At 69.8% G+C, this 19,380-nt stretch carries 12 protein-coding genes and 1 pseudogene; 11 read left to right on the top strand and 2 right to left on the bottom strand.

The window, feature by feature from the left end; genetic code table 11:
- Positions 1-5 precede the first annotated feature (5 nt).
- From A6A40_RS28405 to A6A40_RS28385, 5 genes are read left to right on the top strand one after another with little or no spacing between them, the layout of a single operon-like run.
- Positions 6-1,004 (top strand): glycosyltransferase family 2 protein, encoded by a 999-nt coding sequence (locus tag A6A40_RS28405; protein ID WP_236784119.1) that lies wholly within the window; start codon positions 6-8, stop codon positions 1,002-1,004.
- Complete coding sequence (locus A6A40_RS28400; protein WP_108549186.1) at positions 1,001-2,563, top strand: O-antigen ligase family protein; 1,563 nt, start codon at positions 1,001-1,003, stop codon at positions 2,561-2,563. Before A6A40_RS28405 ends, A6A40_RS28400 begins: the two co-directional genes overlap by 4 nt.
- A gap of 14 nt (positions 2,564-2,577) precedes the next feature.
- Positions 2,578-3,723 (top strand): glycosyltransferase family 4 protein, encoded by a 1,146-nt coding sequence (locus A6A40_RS28395; protein ID WP_108549510.1) that lies wholly within the window; start codon positions 2,578-2,580, stop codon positions 3,721-3,723.
- Between the two features lie 10 nt (positions 3,724-3,733).
- On the top strand, positions 3,734-5,026 hold the full coding sequence (locus tag A6A40_RS28390; RefSeq protein ID WP_108549185.1) for a glycosyltransferase family 4 protein: 1,293 nt from the start codon (positions 3,734-3,736) through the stop codon (positions 5,024-5,026).
- Positions 5,023-6,702 carry a DUF2190 family protein gene (locus A6A40_RS28385; protein ID WP_108549184.1) on the top strand — a complete coding sequence of 560 codons (1,680 nt, stop codon included), beginning with the start codon at positions 5,023-5,025 and terminating at the stop codon, positions 6,700-6,702. Before A6A40_RS28390 ends, A6A40_RS28385 begins: the two co-directional genes overlap by 4 nt.
- Positions 6,703-6,714: 12 nt before the next feature.
- Here the strand turns inward: A6A40_RS28385 and A6A40_RS28380 are convergent, their stop codons facing one another.
- Entirely contained in the window at positions 6,715-7,887 is a 1,173-nt protein-coding gene (locus tag A6A40_RS28380) for a glycosyltransferase family 4 protein (RefSeq protein ID WP_108549183.1), read from the bottom strand.
- Between the two features lie 341 nt (positions 7,888-8,228).
- Between A6A40_RS28380 and A6A40_RS28375 the strand changes: the two genes are divergently transcribed.
- The 3 genes from A6A40_RS28375 (at position 8,229) to A6A40_RS28365 (ending at position 14,470) form a co-directional block, all read left to right on the top strand.
- A complete protein-coding gene (locus A6A40_RS28375; protein WP_236784118.1) occupies positions 8,229-10,955 on the top strand; it encodes a carbohydrate-binding domain-containing protein in 2,727 nt (908 codons plus the stop codon).
- Between the two features lie 775 nt (positions 10,956-11,730).
- The gene (locus tag A6A40_RS28370) at positions 11,731-12,498 is read left to right on the top strand and encodes a LuxR C-terminal-related transcriptional regulator (protein ID WP_236784117.1); all 768 of its coding nucleotides are present in this window, start codon (positions 11,731-11,733) and stop codon (positions 12,496-12,498) included.
- Positions 12,499-12,691: 193 nt separating this feature from the next.
- Positions 12,692-14,470: an ABC transporter ATP-binding protein/permease gene (locus A6A40_RS28365; protein WP_108549180.1), complete on the top strand. Its 1,779-nt coding sequence runs from the start codon at positions 12,692-12,694 to the stop codon at positions 14,468-14,470.
- Between the two features lies 1 nt (position 14,471).
- Here the strand turns inward: A6A40_RS28365 and gcvA are convergent, their stop codons facing one another.
- Positions 14,472-15,377, bottom strand: a complete 906-nt coding sequence (gene gcvA, locus A6A40_RS28360) for a transcriptional regulator GcvA (RefSeq protein ID WP_108549179.1) — start codon at positions 15,375-15,377, stop codon at positions 14,472-14,474.
- A 128-nt stretch (positions 15,378-15,505) separates the two neighbouring features.
- Between gcvA and A6A40_RS28355 the strand changes: the two are divergent.
- The 3 genes and pseudogenes from A6A40_RS28355 to A6A40_RS32165 all read left to right on the top strand — a co-directional run.
- Positions 15,506-17,144, top strand: a pseudogene (locus A6A40_RS28355) (thiamine pyrophosphate-binding protein); the annotation flags it as partial.
- Between the two features lie 62 nt (positions 17,145-17,206).
- A complete protein-coding gene (amaB, locus tag A6A40_RS28350; protein ID WP_108549509.1) occupies positions 17,207-18,700 on the top strand; it encodes an L-piperidine-6-carboxylate dehydrogenase in 1,494 nt (497 codons plus the stop codon).
- A 182-nt stretch (positions 18,701-18,882) separates the two neighbouring features.
- Positions 18,883-19,017 carry a hypothetical protein gene (locus tag A6A40_RS32165; protein WP_257792313.1) on the top strand — a complete coding sequence of 45 codons (135 nt, stop codon included), beginning with the start codon at positions 18,883-18,885 and terminating at the stop codon, positions 19,015-19,017.
- Positions 19,018-19,380 lie beyond the last annotated feature (363 nt).

The following is a 19,380-nucleotide window of genomic DNA, read 5'->3' as shown; positions in this document are numbered from 1 at the left end:
CGACCATGAACACCAAAAGCCTGCCCCGCGCCATCCCGCTGGTCCCCGTGGATCCCGATACGGCCGAGCGCCTCGGCGTCACCGTGATCGTTCCGACCTATCGCCGGCCGGACCAGCTGGCCGGCTGCCTCGACGGGCTGGTGCGCCAGACCATGGCGCCCGCCCAGGTGATCGTCACCGTACGCGACACCGACCCCGCGTCCGCCGAGGTCGCCCGCCGCTACGAAGGCGCGCTGCCGATGCAGGTCGTCGGGATCGAGGTGCCGGGACAGGTCGCCGCCATCAACCGCGGCATGGACCATGCCCGCGCCGACATCGTCGCCATCACCGACGACGACGCCGTTCCCCATCCCGACTGGGTGGAGCGGATCGAGGCCTGGTATCGCACCGATCCCAGGATCGGCGGCGTCGGCGGACGCGACCATGTCTATCACGACGGTGTGCCGGAAACCGGCGAGAGGCAGGTCGTCGGCCGTCTGCAATGGTTCGGCCGCGTCATCGGCAACCACCATCTCGGCGTCGGCCCGGCGCAGGACGTCGATGTCCTGAAGGGCGCCAACTGGAGCTTCCGCCGTGCCGCCATCGCCGACGAACGGCTGAACACCCGTCTGCGCGGCAGCGGCGCCCAGGTCCGCAACGAGGTGGATTTCTGCCTGCGGCTGTCCCGCCGCGGCTGGCGGCTGGTCTACGACCCGCTGGTGGCGGTCGACCATTTCCCCGCCGTCCGCTTCGACATCGACCAGCGCGGATCCGACCATTTCCACCCGCTGGCGCAGGAGAACGCGACCTACAACGACACCATCGCCCTGATGGCCCATTTCAGTCCGGCGAAGCGCATGGTCTTCGCCGCCTGGGCCTTCCTGGTCGGAACCTGCGAGTTTCCCGGAGCGGTGCAATGGGCGCGGCTCGCCCTGCGCGGCGACCGGCATGCCGGGGCGAAGCTCCGCGCCACCCTGCGCGGCCGGCTGGCCGGAATGCGCGACTGGCGGGAGTCGCCGGCATGACCTTTGCCACTGCCGGCGCCGCTGCTGGGATCGACCGGACCCGGCCGGGCCACCACCAGGGTGGGGACGGCCTGCCGTCCGTCGCCAGGATGGCCCCCGCCCTCTTCTGGTTCGTGGTGGCGATGCCGGTGCTGATGGGCAAGGCGGGCCTGCTGGAGATCGTCTTTCCGGTCGGCGCGCTCGCCACCGGCGCCCTATTGGTGACGCGCGACCCGGCCCGCTTCGCCGCCTTCAGCTGGTGGCTGTGGTTCCTGACGCCGGAGGTGCGCCGGCTGGTCGATTACCAGGCGGGATGGAGCGTGATCAGCCCGGTGATGGTGACGCCCTTCGCCGTCGGCGCCATGACCTTTCTGGTGATCGCGCAGTATCTGCCGATGCTGCGCTACCGCGCCTATTTCGGCTTCGTGCCGGTGATGGTCGGGCTGTTCTACGCCTACGTCAACGGCGTCACCCAGGCCGGCATGGCGGCGGCGACCTTCGCCCTGCTGAACTGGCTGGTGCCGGTGACGCTCGGCCTCTATGTCGCCCTGCACTGGCCGATCTACCCGCAAATCCGCGACGCGGTGCTGCGCGCCTTCGTGCTGGGGATGGCGCTGGTCGGCGGCTATGGGCTGATCCAGTATTTCGTGATGCCGCCCTGGGATGCGCGCTGGCTCATCAATGTCGGCATGACCAACCAGGGCCTGCCGCTGCCGATGCAGGTGCGGGTGTTCAGCACGCTGAACAGCTCCGGCCCGCTGGCTTTCCTGCTGGTGACCGGGCTGGCCGTGCTGCCGGCGGCGCGCGGCATCCTGGTGCCGGTCGCCGGCGCCCTGGCGCTGGGATCGCTTCTGCTCAGCCTCGTCCGCGCCGCCTGGCTGGCCGGGCTGTTCGTCTTCGTCTGGCTGCTGCTGACCATGCCCGGCCGGCACCGGCTGCGGCTGGTCGCGGTCGGCTGCGGTCTGGTGCTGTGCTCCCTGCCGCTGCTCAGCGTGCCGTTGGTCAATCAGGCCATCGTCAAGCGGTTCGACACGCTGAACTCGATGGAGAACGACCGCAGTTATCAGGAGCGGCAGGAGTTCTACGGCCGCTTCCTGATCCAGGCGCTGACGGAGGTGCGCGGCGCCGGCCTCGGCACCGTCGACACCGCGACCAAGCTGACCAACGAGGACGGCCATCTCGGTGCCATGGCCTATTTCGACAGCGGCATCCTGCGCGTCCCCTATGAGCTGGGCTGGCCCGGCACGCTGGGCTATGTCGCGGGCATCGTCACGCTGATGGTCGGGCTGCTGCGCCGCGGCGGCGCTCCGCCCGATCCCTTCGCCCGCTGTGCCGAGGCCGCCGCCCTGACGATCCTCGTCTGCATGGTGTTCGAACACACGCTGGTGAAGGTCACGGGCGTCGGCTTCTGGTTCTTCCTGGGCATGGGCATGGCCGCGAAGAATTACGGGCTCGCCAGCCTCCAGCCCGCCCCGCAACCGGCGGCGCTCCCCACCGAGCCCCGCCCGGAGGACATGCGCCCCAAGGACATGCGCCCCCAGGACAAGCCCCAGGAGGACAATCGATGGACGGAAGCCTGACCTTCCCGGCGGAGATGCGGGAGGCCAGCGTGCTCCAGCTCGGGCTCGGCTGGTTCCCCGAGACCCCTGGCGGGGCGGAGAACATGCTCTACCATCTCGCCCGCCATCTGCCGCAGCAGGGCATCGCCTTCTCCGGGCTGGTGCTCGGCACCACCTCCGCCACGCTGGACAACGGCGCCCGCATCGACAGCTTCGCCCCGCCGACCGCCTCACTGCCGCGCCGCGTGGCGGCAGCGCGCACCGCCATCGCCGCGGCGCTGCGCCGGCAGGCCCCCGACCTCGTCGCCTCACACTTCGCGCTGAACACGGTTGGGGCGCTGCCCGCCCTGCGCAACCGGCCGCTGGTCGTCCATTTCCACGGCCCCTGGGCATTGGAAAGCGCCGCGGAGGGGGCCGGCGCCCTGTCGGTGCGGCTGAAGTTCCTGGTGGAGCGGCTGGTCTACCACCGCGCCACCCGCTTCGTCGTGCTGTCCCGCGCCTTCGGCACCATCCTGGCCGAGCGCTACGGCGTGCCGCCCGACCGCATCCACCGGGTGCCGGGCGGGGTGGAGGCCGACCGCTACGATCTTCCCGACAGCCGGCAGCAGGCGCGGGCAAGGCTGGGCTGGCCGCAGGGGCGTCCCATGATCCTGACGGTCCGCCGTCTGGTGAAGCGCATGGGGCTGACCGCCTTGGTGGACTCCATGGTGGAGCTGCGCCGCCGGGTGCCGGACGCCCTGCTGGTCGTCGCCGGCCGCGGCCCGGAAGCGGCGGCGCTGCAGAACCGCATCGGCGCGCTGGGGCTGGAGGACCATGTGCGGCTGCTCGGTTTCGTCCCCGACGCGCAGCTGGCGCTGGCCTACCGCGCCGCCGACCTGTGCGTGATGCCGTCGCAGGCTCTGGAGGGTTTCGGCATCACCGCACTGGAATCGCTGGCCTCCGGCACGCCGGTGCTGGTCACCCCGGTCGGCGGCCTGCCGGAGGTGGTGGAGGGGATGGACGGCGACCTCGTGCTGGCGGGAACCGACGCGCGAGCCATCGGCATCGGCCTGGAGGAGGCGCTGACCGGCCAGCGCCGGCTTCCCGATGCCGACGCCTGCCGGACGCTGGTGCGCAACCGCTTCGACTGGCCGGTGATCGCCGCCCGCACCGCCGCCGTCTATCGCGACACCCTGCAATGAGCCCGCCGCCATGAGCAGCATCGTCATCCTCTGCGACCACGCCCATCCCAGCGGCGGGCTGGCCAAGGTGGCCATCGCCGGGGCGGTCGGGCTGGCGCGGCGCGGCCACCGGGTGCATTTCTTCACCGCCGTGCCGCCCATCGACCCCGCCCTGCTGATCGACGGCATCACCGTCCATTGCCTGGACCAGCCCGACCTGAAGGGCAACGCCGACCGGATGCAGGCGGCGCTCCGCGGCATCTGGAACCGGGAGTCGGCCCGCGCGCTGGACGAGCTGCTGGCCCGCTGCCCGGCCAACGACACGGTGATCCACATCCATGGCTGGGCCAAGGCGCTGTCGCCCAGCGTCTTTCCGGTCTGCCGCCGCTCCGGCCTGCCGGTCCTGCTGACCCTGCACGACTATTTCCCGCTCTGTCCGAACGGCGCCTTCTTCGTCTTTCCCGAGGGCGTCAACTGCCCGCACCGGGCGCTGTCCGCCGGCTGCCTCGCCACCGACTGCGACGCCCGCGCCCGGCATCACAAATGGTGGCGGGCGGCTAGGCATGCGGCGGGCGCCCTGGCCGGCGGCTTCACCGGCGGCATGGCGCTGGTGACGCTCAGCGACCGCCAGCGCGCGGTGATCGCACCGCATCTGCCTCCCGGCACCGTCACCCTGTCGATCCCCAACCCGGTGGAGGTGCCGGACGAACTCCGCGACCGCGGCCCCGCTCCCGTCGCGGACAACCGCCATGTGCTGTTCGTCGGCCGCCTGTCGCGCGAGAAGGGCGCCGCCCTGCTGGCAGAGGCGGCGGCGCAAGCCCGAGTTCCGGTCCGTTTCGTCGGCGACGGTGACGAGGCCGAGGCGGTCCGCCGCCTGAACCCGGAGGCCGAACAGGCCGGCTGGCTGCCGCCCGACGCCGTGCTGGAGGAGATCCGGCGGGCGCGGGCGCTGGTGGTGCCGTCGCTGTGGTACGAGACCTTCGGGCTGGCCGCCTACGAGGCGCTCGCCAACGGCGTTCCCGTGATCGTCAGCGACAATTGCGCGGCGGCGGAGGCGGTGCGGCCGGGCGGGAACGGCGTCCTGTTCCGCAGCGGCGACGCGACCGACCTCGCCCGTTGCCTGCGCCTGCTCTCCCATGATTGCGAGGTGCAGCGGATGGGCCGCGCCGCCCATGCCGATTATTGGCGGGCGCCCTTCACGCTGGACCGCCATCTCGACCGGCTGGAGGAGGTCTACCGCACAGCGCTGGGCGGCGGGCTGGCGGCACTGGCGCGGCTGGACGCCACCCCGCCGCCGGGAGCGGCGCGGGCCTGCGCGCCATGACGCCGCCTCTCCCATGCGTTCGCCCAATCGGCAGGCGCCTGCTGCTGGCCGCGGCGCTCGCCCTTCCCGCCGCCGCGCAGGCCGCACAGGACAAGCCGTTGCGCCCCCGTCCCGAACCGTCGCCATCGACCGGCCCCGCCCTGTCCATCCGCGACCGTGGCGCCATCGGCGACGGCCGCAGCCATCCGCTGTCCGAACGCTACAAGAGCCTGGAGGCGGCGCGGCGCGTCCATCCGCATGTCCGCTCGCTCGGCCAGGAATGCGACTGGGCGGCCCTGCAGGGCGCCGTGCTGGAGCTGTCGCGGTCGGGCCATGGCGGGACGGTGATGGTGCCGCCCGGCCATTACCGGCTGGACGGCGAGATCGTCCTGCCCAACCTCGACCGCCATGACGAGGCCTTCAACGAGGTGGAGATCGTCGGCGCCGGCATGCGCGCCTCGCTGCTGTCCTGGCCGGAGGATCTCGGCGCCGGCCGCTTCGGCATCCGGGCGGGAAGCCGGCTGGCGGCGCGCGACGGCACTGTGACCGATGACGACGGCTACCAGCGCAGCCGCATCGCCCATCTCAGCCTGCAGGGGCCGAAGCCCGGCAACCGGCCGGGCGACCCGCCGCCGGGCATGGGCGGGGTGGCCCTGACCTCCCGCTTCGTGCTGGAACGGGTGGGGGTGTTCGGCTTCCGCGCCGGGGTCGATGTCTGGCGCGACCATTCCTCGCTGATCTCCTGCCAGCTGACAAAGAACCACATCGGCGCCTATTGGTCGGCCGGGACCGAGAGCTTCGGCGACCATCTGTTCCTCGACACCGACCTCGCCGGCAACACGCTGGCCTCCATCGCCGTGGCGCCGGAGAACGGCATCGACCATTCCAGCTTCATCTCCTGCCATTTCGGCTTCTCGCCCTACGGCATCCTGGCGGAGGACGGCACGCCCAAGCGCACCTTCCTGTCCAACAACAAGTTCCTGGACTGCGCCTTCGAGGCCTGCGGCAACGGCTGGATCCATGGGCCCCTGGCGGAGATGTACGGCAACAGCCTGATCGGCTGCAGCGGTTCGCTCCTGCCCCGATACCGGCTGACGAAACAGCCGACGGCCGGCCTGATCGTGGTGCGGGCGCTGGAGCGCAACCGGTTCACCGGCGGCACCGCCAGCTTCGGCGACGGCACCAACGACCGCGCCGCCGACATCCAGACCGCCGCCATCGTCGCCGCCAGCGCCGTCGGCAACCGGTTCGACGACGCCGACCGCCTGATCCGCCTCGGCCGCGACGGGCTCGCCCCCGCCTTGTCGGTCTCCGGAACCTGCCGCGCCAACCGCTTCGAGGCGCAGGACTGTTCCGGCGAGTTCCGCAAGGTCGGCACCGGCGGCGTCGATGCCGGCAATCTGGTGCAACGCGATTACGACCGCGTCCGCCGTCTGGAGGCGGACCGCCCGGCCGACGGCGTCGCCCTCACCTCCGCCCCGGCCGGCGGCGTCGTCCCCGTCGCCACCACCGGCACCGCCCCGGTCGGCAAGACCCGCGGCGCCATCCGCATGGGCGCCGTCCTGCGCCCCGCCAGCGCCCTGCCGCACCGGTTGGACCCGGCCCCCGGCCCCGCCGCCGCCGTGGGCATCGCCGTGGCGGACGCTCCGGCCGGCAGCGACAGCGTGACGGTCGATCTGCGGCTGGAGGTCAGGTGAAGCGATCTCCCCTCAGGACGTCGATCTGACCAGCGTCCCGCTCACCCCGACACCACTGGCGAGCGGCCCCATCGCTTCCAGAAGGTCCACATACCGCCCCGCCGTCACAGGCCAGTCGTGGCGTTCGGCGATGCGGCGTCCGGCCTGCCCCATGCGGCGGCGCTCCTCCGGGTCGGCGGCCAGACGGCGCATCGCCTCCACCAGCGCCTCCTGCGCATCCGGATCGTCCAGCACGACGGCCGCACCGTCCTCCAGCAGCCAGCTGGCGCCGGCGAGCCGCGTGGTGATGACCGGCAGCCCGCTCGCCGCCGCCTCCAGCAGGACCAGCCCGAAGGGCTCGTAGCGGGTCGGAAAGACGAACAGGTCCGCCGCCCGCATCAGCGCCGCCACGTCGCGCCGGTGGCCGAGGAAGCGCACGCGGTCCTCCACACCCAGTGACCGCGCCAGCGCCGGGAAGGGACCGCCGCGCTCGTCCCCCACCACCGCCAGCGACAGGTCCGGCACCTCGGCAAGGGCGCGCAGCACGCCGTCCAGATTCTTGCGGTCGCTGCGGGCGTCGCCGACGAACAGCGCCACCGGACGGCCGGGCGGTAGTCCGAACAGTGCCGGATCGGGCGTACCGGGCCGGAATTCCGCCACGTCGACGCCGTTGTCGATCACCGCCAGCCGGGCCGGGTCGATGCCGTCCCGCCGCAATTCCTCCGCCACCGTGCGCGACACCGCCACCAGCCGGCCGGCGCGGCGGAAACTCCAGCGCTCGAACCCGACATTCAGCAGGGTGTAGAGCGCCCGATAGAGCGACAGCGGCGAGACGCCCTTGCGCACGGGATGGGTGGGCGAGCGCATCCAGGCCGAATGGACGAAATGCACGGCGTTGACGTCCGACCGCGCCCAGCTGACGAAGCCGTTCACCACCACCCGGTCGATCCCCGCCCGCCTTGCCCGCGCCAGTGCGCGGCTCGCCCGCCAGGCGAACAGCTGGTCCTTCATCAGCTGCGTCGGCACTCCGCCACCATCGACCGGCACCCAGCGCAGGCTGGGATGGCGCGCCAGTTCGTCAGCCACCTCCGCCGCGATGGCCACCACCTCGTGCCCGCGGCGCAGCAGCTCCTCCACCACGACGGCATTCACCCGGCCCTGCCCATCATGGCGGACGATCTTCTGCGTGACCACGGCAATGCGCATCGCGCGTCCCCTGCTCGGCTGTATCGACGGTATCGGCGGCGGTTCACGCCGGAGTGGACCACGGAGACGCCGCGCACACCAAACAAACGAAAGAGACCGATTCCGCTCAACAGGCTTAAGTCTGCCGTTGACAGCCAAAATCCTTTAACGGCCAAAGAACTCGACAAAACCAAATCGATATTTACGGAAGAGTCAAAGATGAGTCAAACAAATGTCCCATCTTTGACTCTCCAAATTGTTGTGACGACCTGTCAAGACTCCCGAACGAACAGGGTAATCCGATCGATACAGTTACCCCGACCTTGCACTTTCTGAATCTTTGGTTAATGGGAGTCGTGCCGATGGCGATCACCGGGTCCAATCTCATCGATGTCACCTTCGCGATCGACGCGTGGGGTCAGGAAGCCGGCGGCGTCTGGCCGCATCTGGCGCTGAAGCTGGACGGCGCGACCATCGGACAGGCGATGGTGAACAGCAGCAGTGCCGGGCGCTACAGCATCAGCGCCAAGGTCGCCGCCGGCACCGCGCACAATTTGCAGCTCGTCTACGACAATGACGGGATGGCGGGCGGCGCCGACCGCAACCTGTTCGTCCGCGCCGTCTCCGTGAACGGCACCCCGATCGCCGTGACCGACCCGTCGGTGACCTACGACAAGGGCGCGGTCGACGGTCGCGACGTGGTGAAGGGCCAGGAAGCGATGTATTGGGGTGGCGCGCTGAACGTCCCGCTGCCGGCGACCCTGTTCCCGGCCCCGGACACGGCCACCGCCGAACCTGCCGCCACCAAGGCCTTCAGCGTCGTCGTCAACGCCTGGGGCAAGAGCGCCGGCGGCGTGCCGCCGCACTTCAAGCTGCTGGCCGACGGCAAGGTGGTGGGCGAGGCGAAGGTGTCCGCCACCAGCCAGACCGCCTACACGTTCACGGTCGACCTCGACCCGGCGCTGGCTCACAAGATCCAGGTCCAGTACGACAACGACGCCGTCGTCAACGGCCAGGACCGCAGCCTCTATGTCGGCTCCGTCGTGGTGAACGGCCACAGCGTCTCCTCCACCGCAGCCGGGGTCACCTACGACCGCGGCGCGCTGGACGGCAAGGACGTCATCGCCGGCCAGCAGGGGCTGTGGTGGAACGGCACGCTGAGCGTCCCCGTCACCAAGGCGATGCTGGGCGGCACCACGACCGCGCCCGTCACGCCGCCCCCCACCACGACGCTGCCGAAGAACGAGCATACCGCCAGTGCCGGGGTCAGCAGCGACCGCCCGCCGCTGAAGTCGGACGTGTCCGCCATCTCCTGGGGCGCGGACCGCGGTCTGGCGCCGCAGCACCTGTTCTGGGAGTCGGTGCCCGACTATGCCAGCGCCAGCCACCTGAAGGAGACGCGCGCCGTCGCCGCCGACCATCTGGCCGACGGGGTGATGCCGCTGATCGGCCTGCAGCTGTGGGAGGACACCTTCGAGTATTCGCAGACCGGCGGCGAGTTCGCCACTCTCGGCGGACACAAGGCGTGGGTCTCCTGGGTCAAGGCGCACCAGCAGTATCTGGGGCGCGACGCCGACGGCAACATCCTCAACTCCGACAGCGGCAATCCCTATGGCTGGGGCTATGTCAGCCCGCTGATGCCGCTGGACGCCAAGGACGCGCCGGCCAGCTGGACCGGCGGCACCGCCCATTACGGCGACTGGATGGCCGACAAGCTGGGCCGCCTGTCCGCCCTGACCGGCACCCGCGGCTATGAGCTTGCCGACTTCTTCGACGGCAGCCCGCATTCCGGCGTGATGGACTTCTTCAACACGCGGATGATCGCGGAATTCAGCGCCAGGACCGGCATCAAGCTGTCCGGTACCACCCTGGCGCAGCAGGCCGACGACATCGTCGCCAACCATCCGACCAAGTGGCTGGACTATTTCGTCGACGGCTGGGCCGACAGCTGGAAGGCACTGGACGACTCCATCGTCAAGCACACCGGCAAGGCGGCCTGGCTGACGACGCAGGTGTCCTTCACCCCGGCGGCGATGCGCGAATTCGCCGGCGTCGACGCGCGGGTGATCGCCGAGAAGATGAACGAGGACGATATCCTCTTCAACGTGCAGACCCTCGAACGCTTCACGATGCAGCACAAGCAGGCGCCGGCCTCCTACGAGCAGGCGATGCTGGGCATCCACGCCGCCCGCGCGCCGGACGCCCATTTCGGCCACATGATGTCCTCGTCGGAGGATGATTACTGGGGCGCCGTGAACAGCCTCTACACCGGCGTCACCGGCACGGTGCGCGAGGAGCTGGGCTGGGGCCGGCTGGAACAGACCTGGCTGCAGAGCGGCTGGACGATGATCGCCGACGACCAGGGCGGCGTGCGCCGCGCCGCGGAGCAGTGGTCGCGCAGCTATCACGACTGGGGCGAGGTGAAGCAACCCTGGCTGGACATGCTGCGCGACATCGTGCCGACCCGCCCCTTCGGCCCGGCGCTCTATTACAGCGTCAATGCCGAAAAGGCGATGAACGCGCTTGAGCCGGCCGGCAACTCCATCGGCAACGCCTATCTGGGCGAGCTGCTGACGCCGATCACCAAGCTGCACGATGCCGGCGTGACCTTCGGCTATTACGTCAGCGACGCGGCCCTGCCGGCGATGACCAAGGCCGGCGCGCCCAGCGCCTGGATCATCCCGCAGGCGACCTACAACGGCAAAAGCCTGTTCAGCGACGCCGAGATCGCCGCCCTGAAGGCCAAGGCCCCGGTGCTGATCGGCGACGAGGCGCTGGCCTACAAGCACCCGCTGACCTTCACCGACAAGGATCCGGACGCCCAGATCACCGGCTACGGCTTCTACGACCAGAAGGACCGGCTGATCGTGGTCGCGTCCGACCGGGTGGATTTCAACGACACCGCGGCGCGCAAGTCGGTGGCGACCCATGTGGAGCTGCAATTGGCCAACGGCCATTACACGGTCCAGGACCTGATCCACAACACCACCCAGGGCTTCGACGTGGTGAACGGCGTCGGCAGCTTCGACACCGCCATCGACCGCTGGGACACCGGCGTCTACGCCATCACCCAGGACATGGCGGCTTAAGGGAGCGGACGGCGGCATAAGAAGGAACCGGACGGTTCGGGATGGGGGCGGCGGCCCGCTTCGGCGGGGCTCCGCCCCCGCTTTCTTTTGGTGCCCGAATTTTCCGGCTGGCGCCCCCTGTGTAAGAGTCTATATTGTTTTCAAGGGCGGGCGGTAATGGAACAGAGCGCAAAGTCGCTGCATCTAGCTATAGTTGTTTTTTAAGAATTTTCCTCTTGCAGGGCCGACGCATTCTTTCAGCGGGTTCATCGACACCCCCTCTCCACAAGTCGTGATCCACTGACGCTCCACGCGGATTGACCGGGCTATCACTTCCCATATCCAGTGCAAGAACGACCAATTACTGTTCCCCTTTCAGGGCGGGGCTTCTCCTGCCGGCTTCGAACTCTCCCCCTCTGAACCTAGAAGCCTTCCAAAAGTGATGAAGACAACGCCGTGAGTGCCGGATCATAGTTTGATCTAAATTCGATTGGACGAACACGCACCCATCGATACAACGTGCGTCGTCCATCGATTTCGCCCATCGCGCCGGTTCAGCGCGGCGGCAGTCGACGGAGCAACGCGAAGGCTCGAACGGGGAGCCGAAGGCAAATTGCCGGACGGAAGAATCCGGCAGCCTGAATCGCCGCGCCCCCATGCCGACAGTCCGTACAGCGTCCGGGGGAGGAGGCCTTGCGGCCCGGCCGCGCGATGGTGTCGCCCGCCATATCGTCCATTCCTGGGGGAGACGGACATGCCAGATCGCATTCGTGTGATAGTCCACAATCAAAGCCGATTGCTGCGTGAATCCATCCTGAACATCCTGGATGATTGCTTCGAGGTCATCGATCCGCAAAGCCGTCTTGCCACGGGGCTTTCCCCGAAGACGGCATGGAACGGGCGGGCGAATGGGGCGGCCGACCGGTATGCCGGCGGCTTCTCCGCCGGCGGGGCGGTGGTCACGCTGGAACCGCCGGCCGCCCATGGCGTCGCCGAAGGAGCCGGCGAACGGACCGCGGACATTGTCCTGTTCGATCTCGCCTCGCTGAAGACCGATGCCTGGAACTTCCGCAACTGGTACGGCGAGGACGCCAGGCTGGCGATGATCGCGGACGAATTCTCCGCCCACCATATGAGGATGGCGTTGCGCTTCGGCGTGCGCGGCTATCTGCTGAACCGGATGGCGCCGACCGCCTTCGTCCTGGCCCTGCGGCTGATCCATGCCGGCGAACCGGTGGTGCCGGAGGAATGCTTCGACTATTTCTCGCCCACGGCCCTGCGCCGCGGCGGCGAGGACGGGGCGGTGGCCCAGCATGAATCCGAGCTTCTGGGCTATCCCGGCCTCTATCCGCGCCATGCACGCATCCTGAAGCTGATCATGGACGGATGCAGCAACAAGGAGATCGCGCGCGAGATGCTGATGACCGAGGATCTGGTCAAGCTGCATGTGCGCCACATCATGCAGACCATCAACGTCCGCAACCGCACCCAGGCCGCCCTGTGGGCCGCCCAGAGCGGCATCATCCAGGAAATGGAGTACTTCCTGGAACGGACCGGGCCGTAGGACCCGGCTGCCTCGGGGCGCGGCGCTGCCGATCTTGCCGTCCAGCGCCCCCCTCCGGCACCATGCCGCCGCTGCATCCTGCGGCGGCCGCGGCCGATCCGCCGGCGGCAAGTGACAGCGAATTCATACCTCCGGTGCGGCAAAGGGTGGTAATCGGCACTCCATGTGCTGACCGCTTGCGAGTGCCCCGCCGATGCCCGCGCGTGCATATTCTCCGCCTGCTCCCACCGGACGTCTGTCCGCCGCCCGTGATTTCCTGTCCGATGTCTGGCGCCTGACCAGACCATATTGGTCCTCGGACGAAAAATGGGCGGCACGCGGCCTGCTGGCTGCGATCGTCATCCTCAATCTGGCGGCGGTGTTCATGGAGGTCTGGTTCACCCAGATCAACGCCGACATTTTCAATGCACTGCAGGAGAAGGATCAGGGCGCCTTCGTCCACTCCCTTCTGGTCTTCGGCGGGCTGGCGCTGATCTTCATCGCGGTCGCGGTCTACCGCCTGTACCTGAACCAGATGCTTCAGATCCGCTGGCGCCGCTGGCTGACCGACCGTTATCTCGGCGACTGGCTGGAGAACCAGACCTATTACCGCCTGCAATTCGCCCACACCGGCACCGACAATCCCGACCAGCGCATCGCCGAGGATCTGCGCGGCTTCGTGCAGCTGACGCTGAGCCTGTCGCTGGGCTTCCTGACCAATCTGGTCTCGCTGGTCTCCTTCCTCGCCATCCTGTGGAGCCTGTCGGGCTCGGTCGCCATTCCGTGGCTGGGCATCGATTTGCCCGGCTACATGGTGTGGGTGGCGCTCGTCTATGCCGTCGCAGGCACCTGGATCACCCACCGGATCGGCAAGCCGCTGGCGCGGCTCAGCTTCGAACAGCAGCGTTACGAGGCCGACTTCCGCTTCGCCATGGTCCGCCTGCGCGAGAATGCCGAAAGCGTCGCCCTGCAGCAGGGCGAGGCGCAGGAAGCCCGCGGCTTCAACGAGCGCTTCGCCCGCGTCGTCGCCAACTGGTGGGCGCTGATGCGCACGCAGAAGCGGCTGGTCTGGTTCACCTCGGCCTATGGCCAGGTTGCCGTCATCTTCCCGCTGCTGGTCGCCGCCCCGCGCTATTTCAGCGGCGCCCTGCCGCTGGGCTCGCTGATGCAGACCTCCCAGGCCTTCGGGCAGGTGCAGGGGTCGCTGTCCTGGTTCATCGACGCCTATGTCAACCTCGCCGACTGGCACGCCACCACCAGCCGCCTGACCGGCTTCCACCATGCGGTGGAGGCCGTCCGGGCAGCCAGCCGCGACCATGCAGGGGTGGAGCGTACGGCAGCAAGCGGCCCGGCCCTGACGCTTGACGGGCTGGCCCTGACGCTGCCGACCGGAGGCACGCCGCTGCTGCGCGCCGACCTGACGGTCCGGCCGGGCGAGACGCTGCTGATCACCGGTCCTTCCGGCTCGGGCAAGAGCACGATCCTGCGCGCCATCGCCGGCATCTGGCCCTTCGGCCAGGGCCGCATCGCGCTGCCGGCCGGCGGCACCGACGCCGCCACCGGCAGCATGATCCTGCCGCAGCGGCCCTATCTCCCCATCGGAACCCTGCGCGCCGCCGTCACCTATCCGGCCGCCCCGGATGCCTTCGGGACCGAAACGGTGCGCGAGGCCCTGGACGCCGTCGGCATGGCCGGCTTCGCCGACCGGCTGGCGGAGGAGGACCACTGGTCGCAACGCCTGTCCGGCGGCGAGCAGCAACGCATCGCCGTCGCCCGCGCCCTGCTGCACAAGCCCGGCTGGCTCTATCTGGACGAGGCGACCTCGGCCTGCGACCCGGAGACGGAGGAGCGGCTCTACCGCCTGCTGCGCGAGCGCCTGCCCGGCACCGCCATGGTCAGCATCGGCCACCGCCCCAACCTCGCCGCCTTCCATGACCGCAGGCTGACGGTGCGCCGCGACGGCGAGGGCACCGGGGACCTGGTGGCTGTCTGAGCTACGCGGGAGCCTGTTCTCCCCGCGCCTCCGCCAGAAGCCACTGCCGGAAGGCGGCGAAGGGCGGGTGGTTGGCCTTGCCGCGGGGATGGACGAGGTAATAGGCCCGCGCGCTGCGGTGCGGCCGGTCGATGGCCGGGACCAGGGTGCCGTCCTCCAACTCGGCGCGGACCAGCAGGGTCGGCAGCAATGCAACGCCCAGCCCGGCCTCCGCCGCCTGTGCGGTCGTGGCGAACTGTTCGAACACCATGCCGGCGCCGGGACGGGGCGCGAGGCCCTGGGCCGACAGCCAGTCGTTCCAGGCGTCGGCGCGGGTGCTGGTGTGCAGCAGCGGCAGCGCCGGCAGGTCGGCGGGCTCCGCCACCGGATGCGCCGCGAGGAAGGCGGGGGAGCAGACCGGCAGCACCTCCTCGTCCAGCAGATGGTCGCAGACGGCGTCGGGCCAGTCGCCCAATCCGTAATGGATGGCGGCGTCCAGGTCGTGGAGGCGGAAATCGAAGGGCGCCAGCTTGGTGGTGAAGTGGATCGTCACCTGCGGGTGCGCCGCCTGGAAGGCCGGCAGCCGCGGCACCAGCCAGCGCGTGCCGAAGGTCGGCAGGATGGCGAGGTTCAGGACGCCGCCCTTGGGTGCCGCGATGGTCCGCACGGTTGCCGCCGCGATCTGGCGCAGCGCGTCGCGGATCGGGTCGGCATAGAGCGCCCCGGTCGGGGTCAGGCTCACCCGCTGGCCCTTGCGGGTGAACAGCGCGGTGCCGATCTGGTCCTCCAGCGCCTTGACCTGCCGGCTGACCGCGCCTTGCGTCAGCGACAGCTCCGCCGCCGCGGCGGTGAAGCTGCCGGTGCGGGCAGCTGCCTCGAAGGCGGTCAGCATGCTCATGGAGGGGAGGAGGCGGCGCTGCAGATCCATGACCGCTTCATTACCAAAGCTCATGACCTGTGGAAAGAAAGTCGTTTGCGCCCTGGCGCGCGGCACGGCACGGTCGGTATCCTGGAGATCCGGAATATTCCCACAAGGCAGGGCGGGGCGGCATCGCGATGAAGACCGGTGGTCAGTTGATCGTCGAAGCGCTGGAGGCGCAGGGCGTGCGGCGGGTGTTCGGCGTGCCGGGCGAGAGCTATCTCGCCGTGTTGGACGCCCTGCACGACAGCCCCATCGAAATGGTCGTCGCCCGCCACGAGGGCGGTGCGGCGATGATGGCGGAGGCGCAGGCCAAGCTGACCGGCCGTCCCGGCGTCTGCCTCGTCACCCGCGGCCCCGGCGCCACCAACGCCGCCTCCGGCATCCATGTCGCCCAGCAGGACGAAACGCCGCTGGTCGTGCTGGTCGGCCAGATCGAGCGCGGCATGCGCGGCCGCGACGCCTTCCAGGAGGTCGATTACGGCAAGCTGTTCGGCGGCATGTGCAAGTGGGTCGCCGAGATCGACAGCGCCGACCGCGTGCCGGAGATGATCTCCCGCGCCTTCCACACCGCGATGGCCGGCCGGCCCGGCCCGGTGGTGCTGGCCCTGCCGGAAGACACGCTGACCGAAACCGCGGACGTGGCCGCGGCTCCGCTGGCCCTGGCGGTGGAGAGCGCCCCGACGCCGGCGCAGATGGCGGCCTTCGGCGATCTGCTGGGCAAGGCGGACCGGCCGCTGCTGGTCGTCGGCGGTTCCCGCTGGAGGGAGGAATCGGTCGCCGCCCTCCGGGACTTCGCCGAGCGGCTGTCGTTGCCGGTCGCTGTCACCTTCCGCCGCCAGATGCTGTTCGACCACGGACACCCGCTCTATGCCGGCGACATCGGACTGGGCATCAATCCGAAGCTGGCGGCGCTGGTCAAGGACAGCGACCTGCTGATCCTGCTGGGCGACCGCTTCTCCGAAGTGCCGTCGCAGGGCTACGGGCTGCTCGGCAGTCCCGATCCCGGCAAGGCGGTGGTCCACATCCACCCCGGAGCGGAGGAGATCGGCCGCGTCTATCGCCCGACGCTCGGCATGGTCGCCACCCCGGCCGCTTTCCTTGAGGCGACGGCCGCACTCTCCGCAACGGCGAAGCCCGGCTGGGCCGCCCGCGCCGACGCTGCGCACGCCGCCTACGAGGCCTGGAGCACACCGCCCGACGCCGGTCCGGGCGACGTGCAGATGGGCCGCATCATGGCCTGGCTGGACGAGCGGCTGGAGCCTGACGCCGTCTTCACCAACGGCGCCGGCAACTACGCCACCTGGATCCACCGCTTCCACCGCTTCCGCCGCTTCGGCACCCAGGTGGCGCCGGCCTGCGGTTCCATGGGCTATGGCCTGCCCGCCGCCATCGCCGCCAAGCTGCAGCACCGCACCCGCGACGTGCTGTGCTTCGCCGGCGACGGCTGCTTCCAGATGACCGGGCTGGAGTTCGGCACCGCCGTGCAGGAGGGCGCCGCCGTCATCGTGCTGCTGGTCGACAACGGCATGTACGGCACCATCCGCATGCACCAGGAGCGCGAATATCCCGGCCGCGTGTCCGGCACGCAGCTGAAGAACCCCGATTTCGCCGCCTTCGCCCGCGCCTATGGCGGCCATGGCGAGACGGTGGAGACCACCGACCAGTTCGCCCCGGCCTTCGAGCGCGCCCGCGCGTCCGGCCTGCCGGCGATCATCCACATCAAGCTCGACCCCGAAGCCCTGACCCCCAGCCGGACGCTGTCCGAAATCCGTGNTCTCCCGGGACGGGAGAGGGACCATCCAACGCCTCGCTTTTTGACCCAAGGAGCCACCCCGGTGCAGCACAGCGACATCCTCTCCCGTTTCGGCCTGACCTCCAGCGGAGCCGGGCTCACCGCCCGGTCCCCGGTGGACGGCGCCACGCTCGCCACGGTGGCGGAGACCACGCCCTCGCAGGTGTCTGACATCGTCGCCAACGCCGCCCGCGCCTTCGAGGCATGGCGCTCCGTGCCGGCCCCGCGCCGCGGCGAGCTGGTCCGCCTGCTGGGCGAGGAGCTGCGCGCCGCCAAGGAGGATCTCGGCCGTCTGGTTTCGCTGGAAGCCGGCAAGATCTACCAGGAAGGCCTGGGCGAAGTGCAGGAGATGATCGACATCTGCGACTTCGCCGTCGGCCTGTCGCGCCAGCTCTACGGCCTGACCATCGCGTCGGAGCGTCCGGGCCATTCCATGCGCGAGACCTGGCACCCGGCCGGTCCCTGCCTCGTCATCTCCGCCTTCAACTTCCCGGTGGCGGTGTGGTCGTGGAACGCGGCGCTGGCGCTGGTCTGCGGCGACCCGGTCGTCTGGAAGCCGTCGGAGAAGACCCCGCTGACCGCCGCCGCCTGCCAGGTGATCTTCGACCGCGCCGTCGCCCGCTTCGGCGATGCGCCGGCCAACCTGTCCCAGCTCGTCCAGGGCGGCCGTGAGATCGGAGAGGCGCTGGTCGCCCATCCCGGCTTCCCCATCGTCTCGGCCACCGGCTCGACCCGCATGGGCCGCGAGGTCGCCAAGGTGGTGGCGGAGCGCTTCGGCCGCTCGATCCTGGAGCTGGGCGGCAACAACGCCATGATCGTGGCGCCGTCGGCCGATCTCGACATGGCGCTCCGCGCCATCCTGTTCTCCGCCGTCGGGACCTGCGGCCAGCGCTGCACCACGCTGCGCCGGCTGATCGTCCACCGCTCGGTCAAGGACCAGCTGCTGCCGCGCCTGAAGGCGGCCTATGCCTCGGTGCCGATCGGCAGCCCGCTGGAGTCCGGCGTGCTGATGGGCCCGCTGGTCGATGCCGATGCCTTCAAGGCGATGCAGCGCGCGCTGGAGACCGCGAAGGCCGAGGGCGGCACGGTCACGGGCGGCGAGCGCACGCTGACCGACCGCTTCCCCGATGCCTACTACGTCACCCCGGCCATCGTCGAGATGCCGGCCCAGACCGACGTGGTGCGTCACGAGACCTTCGCGCCGATCCTCTACGTCCTGACCTACGACACGCTGGAGGAGGCCATCGCGCTGCAGAACGCGGTGCCGCAGGGGCTGTCCTCCTGCATCTTCTCCACCGACGTCCGCGAGACGGAGCGCTTCCTGTCGGCCGCCGGGTCCGACTGCGGCATCGCCAACGTCAACATCGGCCCCAGCGGTGCGGAGATCGGCGGCGCCTTCGGCGGCGAGAAGGAGACCGGCGGCGGCCGCGAATCCGGCTCCGACTCCTGGAAGGCCTATATGCGCCGCCAGACCGCGACGGTGAACTACTCCTCGGCGCTGCCGCTGGCCCAGGGGATCAAGTTCGAGCTGGGCTGAGGCCACAACACCACAGCCCGCGGCGTCATCGCCCCTTGCGACCGGCACAGCCTGGCGCGACGCTTCCGCCATGAACGGTCGGGAGCATGGGGCGATGGCGGACGCGGCAGCTCATACGCGTCCGGCACGCCTGCAGGCCCTGCGGGCGGCGCCGCGATTGCTGGCGGCGCAATGAGGTGACGGTGCGGCTCGACCGCGGGCTGTTGCGCCATGTCGCCCGCGACCGCGGCCGCGATCCACGTTCCTTCGCCATCGATCTGCATACCGCGACCGTGCCGGACGAAGGCATGGACGGGCAGGTCCGCAAAATCCCGTAGAAATGGCGCGGCCCTTTCGCCGCCGAGCGTCCCTGCCGGGAACTCTCCCTCGCTCCATCGCGGAGGAACCGGAACAGTCCGCTCCATCCGAAACGGCAGAGCCTGCACCGCCCCGCGCACCTTGGCTTGTTGGGGCGCGGCCAATCGCCGCAGGATAAGTCCGCCTTTCTCCTATGCACACCAAAAGCCCTTCTCCCCTCGCAGGAGAAGGGCTTTTCAGCGATCCAGCTCCAACATTGGCACCCGCTCCCTCTGTGGCCTCCTCCCGGCCCACCCGCCTGCTGTCCTACATCGGCCTCGGCCATGGGATGACGGCGCTGCGGAACCCGACCGGGCGATTCCATGGGGGCAGGGTTTGATTTG

The sequence above is a fragment of the Azospirillum humicireducens genome, from assembly GCF_001639105.2.
In the GTDB taxonomy this organism is placed as follows: domain Bacteria; phylum Pseudomonadota; class Alphaproteobacteria; order Azospirillales; family Azospirillaceae; genus Azospirillum; species Azospirillum humicireducens.
This window is presented reverse-complemented; position numbering and strand designations above follow the sequence as displayed.

Excerpts from the sequence above, each read along its gene's own strand:
- A6A40_RS28405 (WP_236784119.1), top strand. The coding sequence starts at position 6 with ATGAACACCAAAAGCCTGCCCCGCGCCATCCCGCTGGTCCCCGTGGAT.
- A6A40_RS28400 (WP_108549186.1), top strand. The coding sequence starts at position 1,001 with ATGACCTTTGCCACTGCCGGCGCCGCTGCTGGGATCGACCGGACCCGG.
- A6A40_RS28395 (WP_108549510.1), top strand. The coding sequence starts at position 2,578 with ATGCGGGAGGCCAGCGTGCTCCAGCTCGGGCTCGGCTGGTTCCCCGAG.
- A6A40_RS28390 (WP_108549185.1), top strand. The coding sequence starts at position 3,734 with ATGAGCAGCATCGTCATCCTCTGCGACCACGCCCATCCCAGCGGCGGG.
- A6A40_RS28385 (WP_108549184.1), top strand. The coding sequence starts at position 5,023 with ATGACGCCGCCTCTCCCATGCGTTCGCCCAATCGGCAGGCGCCTGCTG.
- A6A40_RS28380 (WP_108549183.1), bottom strand. The coding sequence starts at position 7,887 with ATGCGCATTGCCGTGGTCACGCAGAAGATCGTCCGCCATGATGGGCAG.
- A6A40_RS28375 (WP_236784118.1), top strand. The coding sequence starts at position 8,229 with ATGGCGATCACCGGGTCCAATCTCATCGATGTCACCTTCGCGATCGAC.
- A6A40_RS28365 (WP_108549180.1), top strand. The coding sequence starts at position 12,692 with ATGCCCGCGCGTGCATATTCTCCGCCTGCTCCCACCGGACGTCTGTCC.
- gcvA (WP_108549179.1), bottom strand. The coding sequence starts at position 15,377 with ATGGATCTGCAGCGCCGCCTCCTCCCCTCCATGAGCATGCTGACCGCC.